Annotated in this window: 2 protein-coding genes; one reads left to right on the forward strand and one right to left on the reverse strand. The window is 54.5% G+C overall.

Annotated features, from left to right (window positions below; translation table 11 throughout):
* Nucleotides 1-89: 89 nt before the first annotated feature.
* Nucleotides 90-2,735, reverse strand: coding sequence for a glycosyl hydrolase (locus HMPREF1548_RS22445; RefSeq protein WP_035323466.1), 2,646 nt, complete (start codon nt 2,733-2,735; stop codon nt 90-92).
* A gap of 451 nt (nt 2,736-3,186) precedes the next feature.
* On the opposite strand from HMPREF1548_RS22445, the gene HMPREF1548_RS22450 reads away from it, so the two are divergent.
* Nucleotides 3,187-5,382: glycosyl hydrolase family 2 protein (locus tag HMPREF1548_RS22450; RefSeq protein ID WP_021638925.1), on the forward strand; the 2,196-nt coding region annotated here is incomplete at its 3' end.

A 5,382-nucleotide genomic window follows, 5' to 3' on the forward strand; every position in this document is an offset into this window, starting at 1 on the left:
GCCCAGACATAAGCCGCCACATCATATTTTCCCATAGTCCCCATTTCCTCCTGCAACCCTTTATTCAGGATCAGTTCTGCTCTGATCCGTCACTCTTCCACATACTCCACCTTCACCGGCCCCAAAAGCCCCGCAGGCTCCTGCACCCAATACCGGTCAAAAACATTGTCATGATGCGCCTTGGCCAGTGTATTCGTCACCTCCGCCACCAGTTCATTTTCCCCATCCTGCAGCATCCCTTCCTCCAGAAAAAACAGATAAGGCGGGCAGATGGCGTCTCCCGCCTTCCGTCCATTCACCCACACCTGTACAGCCTCGTAAGCCTCTCCCAGGGAAAGCACAGCCCTCCCTGCCCTTGCCTCAAACTTCATCCGGTAACGGACGGTGCCTGAAAATTCCGGCAGCTTGTCCGGTGCGGCCAGACTGCCCGTTTCCGTATATTCAGTCCTGGTAAATTCCGGCCAGGCCAGCGGTCCACTCACGCTGATTTCCCAGCCCTTCGCCGGAAGTTCCACCACTTCCCCGGTTTTTCGGGCATACATCCGGCGGTTCTTCCCGCATTTCACACCCGTTTCCCCGAACACTACAAAAACGGATTCATAGGGGCGAAGCAGCAGGGACACCACTGTTTTTTCCCCGTCCTTCCCCACTTTCCGTCTCTGATGTGCTTCCAGAAACTCCCCCGTCATAGGATCGTAAAAACATGCCTGCCGTCCGTCCCGGAAACAAACTTCCGCTTCAACCTTCTGAAAAAGGCTTTCATTGGTCAGGAAATAAGAATCCCTCTCCCCCTGTCTGTAATGGTAAAAGACAAGATATTCCCCATAGCTTCCCCCGTCCTCAACCTCGATGTCCCGCAAATCCATTTCCGTAAGCATCCTTGCCAGCTCATCATAAGCCGCCTTCTTCATCCCGCAGACAGGCTCGAATTTTTCCCCCAGATAGCTTCTCTTTGGAAAATCCCCGGCGAACACCACCACAATTCCCTGGGCCGCCAGCTCCTGCAGCCGTTTTGTCACCTGCCCGGGCAGATACTGCGCATAAGGAACGATCAGCGCGCCGAAGCTTTCCTCCGCGATTTTCAGCCGCCCGTCCTCCACGCGGCTGCGCTCCCGGTCCACCAGCCAGTCCCCCGGCACCACGTCACAGTCAATCTGGCGCAGCATCAGCGCCTTCACCGCCTTTTCAAAGGGATCGCACGCCCCTCCCCACTCACTCTCCCCATGATACAGCACGGCCGCACTGGCCACGTGCACGCCGTCACAGAGCCGTGCGCACACCCGGTTGGCATAATCCGCCCACACGGAAAACAGCCGGAACTGAGGGTTGTTCCCGCCCGCATAAAAATGCGGAGGACAATCCGGATCCGGAAATTCCATCGGGGAAAAAGCATGTGGAATAATATGGTTTATCCCCCTGACGCACATGGCGTCAGTAATCCATTTCATCGTCTTCAGCCCTTCCGACCATCCGTAGGCCCCAAAAGCCTCGCAGACAGAGTTTCCCCGCTTGCGCGGATCCAGATGGGCACAGGAGCTGGCCATCTTGGAAAGCCCCCAGTGATTAAATTGCGCATCATAATTATTGAAATGCGTCAGGAACCTGCCGTCCCTCCTGCCGGGATAGATATTGTTGACCACATCAATTCCCGCCATATCCATCCCGTCCATGGCCCTGAAATAATGACCCGGCCCATAGCCCAGCCTTGCATGGCTTCCGTTTTCCTCAATCACATGCCCTATCAGCCGCACACCGTGTTCCCGGCACCAGTCTCCCATCTGCCCGATAAAATTCTTTCCGAACCGCCGGGATACCACGTCCATATACCGATATCTGACATCCGCCGTCCTCTCCCCGCAGTCAAACCAAAGCGCCGGAAGCAGCCGGACAAAGTCCGAAAAAAAACCTCCAAAAGAATCCCCGCAAGAAGAACTCCCAGAAAAAGCTTCCCCGCAACCAGCCTCCCCGGCCAGTTCCTCAAGCAGCGTTTCCGACCATGGCAGCACCATATCGTCCCCTAACAGCCTGTCATAGCCCGGACTGTTCCCAAACCGCGGCTCATCCGTAAAAAAGCCCTGTATGGTATCCCCGAAATCTGCGCCCAGATGTCTGTAATGCTCTTCATATACCAAATCCAGAAAAGCCCTGGTCCCCTCCGGATCCAGCGGATTCAGATAATTCTTCGTCCACTCCTCCCCTCCGTTCCCAGTCACCTTGCATATGAAAATCCGCCATTCCCCTTCCGGAATATCCCAGTACAGAATCCCGTCCTGCACAAAACCGGTCACATCGATCAGGGAATCCATGGAGAACCTGGCATCGTGATCCAGCCGCCGGCCCGCCACAGCGCACAGGAACCGTTCCCCGTCCTCCAGCCACTGATCAATGAGGACTCCCCGTTCCCTGGCCGGCCCGATGGCGTCCACATACTGCACCGCCAGATATCTTTTCATATACTGGGGATACCGTTCCCCAATCAGCCCGTTTGCCGTTCCGCTGGGATAGCTTCCGTCATCAAAAATCCACATCTTAAGCCCCAGCCGCTTTGCCTCCTGCACAAGGAGTTCCATATCCTCCCACCAGCCGCTGCCCAGGTAATCCGGATGCGGCCTGGACTCCGCAATGAATCCTCCGATCCCGTTTTCCTTCATCTGCCGCAGTTCCCTGCGCAAAATTTCTTTATCCTCATGATGCTGCCAGAACAACGGACACAGATAACTTTTTTCTGCCGTCATATTTACTCCCCCCTGCGTCAAAACGCGCATTCAAATGTAATTTTTCAGGGCTGCTTTTCCCGGAAAATTATCAAAAAATAACACCGCCCCCTGATACATATTTATAATGAAATTACCCAGACCCTGATATATATTCACAATGAAAAATACTCCAGCCCCCCTGACATGCACTCATTTTAAATACGTTTTCACAGATACGCAAGTGGCAATTTTTCATATTTTCTTAATAAAATCTGTACCCTGTCCATCCTCCATATTGGCACCGTACATTTTTCATTTTTTTTAACTGAAATTTGTCCCTTGTGCATTGCCTCCGCTGTTTTTATAATAACAATAACAAAAGTTTCGTCTTCCGCAGTAAACCGGCACGCGCCAATGCGGAAACCATAAGGAGGAAAATCCTCTGCTCGCTTAGGGCTCGCATTTTGCTCCGCAAAACAAGGAGGATTGCATGAAGTTGTTGGAACGACAAAGATTATTTCAAAAACCTTCCCGGGAATACCGTGGGAAGCCGTTCTGGTCATGGAACGGAAAGCTGGAAGAAAAAGAACTGAAACGCCAGATTAATGTTATGAAGGGAATGGGCTTCGGTGGATTTTTCATGCATTCCCGCACCGGACTGGAAACGGAATACCTGGGGGAGGACTGGTTTCGTCTGATTAACCGCTGCGCGGACTATGGAAACAAAAAAGGCCTGGAAACCTGGCTTTATGACGAAGACCGCTGGCCCTCGGGAAGCGCGGGCGGCATGGTGACCAGGGAGCCGCGATACCGGGCCATGTTCCTGGAAATGAATCAGTTTTCCCCGCAGGACTGGAAGGATTCCCTGCGCACCGCGGATACAGCCGCTGTTTTTGCCTGCCGCATCAAGGATGGTATTTTTTCCTCCAAACGCCGCCTTTCTGAGGGGGAGCCCCTGCAGGAGGGCGAAACGGCTGTGGAATTCCGAACCCGTTACTCCGCCTGCAATGACAACTACAACGGCTACTGCTACGTGAACACCATGAACCGGGAGGCTATTGACAAATACCTCGAAAGCACCCATGAAAAATACCGGGAGCACTGCGGAGACAAGCTGGGCACAAAAATCCAGGGGATTTTTACGGACGAGCCCCACCGCGGAGGTGTTTTCACCAGCTTCGCGGAAGGAGAGGTAAACGCCGCCCCCTACACCCCCGGCCTTTTCGAAGAATTTGAAAAACGCTTCGGCTACAGCCTGCTGGAAAATCTCCCCGAACTATTCCTCCGCAGAGAAGAAAAGGAACTGTCCCGGGTAAAAAGAGACTATTTCGAACTCTGCCAGCAGCTGTTCCTGGAATGCTTCGCCCGGCCGATCTCTGACTGGTGCCGGGAAAACCATCTCATTTTTACCGGCCACGTACTACACGAGGATTCCCTCTGCTGCCAGGCCATCATGCAGGGCTCCCTCATGCGCTTCTATGAATATATGGACTACCCCGGCATAGACATTCTTGCTGAAAACAATCAATGCTACTGGGCCGCAAAACAGGTGGATTCCGTGGCAAGACAGCTGGATAAAAAATGGGTTCTCTCCGAGCTTTACGGCTGCACCGGCTGGCAGATGGATTTTGAAGCCTACAAAAATATCGGCGACTGGCAGGCGCTGTTTGGCGTCAACCTGCGCTGCCCTCACCTGTCCTGGTACACCATGAAGGGAGAAGGGAAACGGGATTATCCCGCCAGCATCCTGCACCAGTCCGCCTGGTATCCCGAATACCACTACCTGGAGGACTATTTTTCCAGAATCCACGCCGCCCTGCACGGAGCAAAAGCGGATGCCGCCCTGCTGGTCATCAGCCCTATCGAAAGCGTATGGGCCAGAGCCTACAGCGGCGCTTTTGACGGCCTTACGGGAACCGATCCCGAAATACGGCGTCTGGAAGAGCAATATGCCTCCGTCTTCCACATGCTCACCGGAAACCGCATCGACTTCGACTACGGGGAAGAAGATATCATGGCCCGCCACGCACACGCGGAAAACGGAACCCTCCACATCGGAAGCTGCACCTATGGCAAAGTCCTGGTCGCCGGCGTGGATACCCTGCGCAGCAGCACCCTACGGCTCCTGACAGACTATGCCGCCCAGGGAGGCGCCCTGATTTTTGCAGGAAATCCCCCAGCCTTCGTGGATGCTCTCCCCTCCGGGGAGGTCAAAGCCCTAGCCTCCGCCTGCACCACCATCCCGCTGGAGGAAAAAGCGCTGACAGAAGCCTGCGCAAACGGCCGGGAAATAAAAATAGATACCGAAGACGCCTCCCTGCTGTTCGCCCGCTCCTACCGGACAGAAGGCGGCCGCATGATCCTGCTCTTAAATACGGATCGGAAAAAAGGCCGCGCCAACGCAGCCCTCTGTCTGGGGACCGGAAAATACCTGGAACAATGGGATCCCCGTACCGGCAAAATCACCGAACCCGAATACCAGGTGATCAACGGCCAAATCCATCTCACCATTGATCTGGAAGCCGGAGGGGAGCGCCTCTACCGCATTCCCGCAAGGAAACGCCGCCTGCCGAAACAGGAAGCCTTTCGGGGAACCAGAACCTTCCCCCTCCCCGACATCTTCCGCTACACCCTGTCCGAACCAAACATCTGCGTCCTGGACATGGCAGCCGTCACCGGCAAAACC

It is taken from the genome of Clostridium sp. KLE 1755 (assembly GCF_000466465.2).
GTDB classification, from domain to species: domain Bacteria; phylum Bacillota; class Clostridia; order Lachnospirales; family Lachnospiraceae; genus Eisenbergiella; species Eisenbergiella porci.

Bases quoted from the DNA above. Each gene is read 5' to 3' on its own strand.
- HMPREF1548_RS22445 (WP_035323466.1), bottom strand. From the start codon at position 2,735: ATGACGGCAGAAAAAAGTTATCTGTGTCCGTTGTTCTGGCAGCATCAT.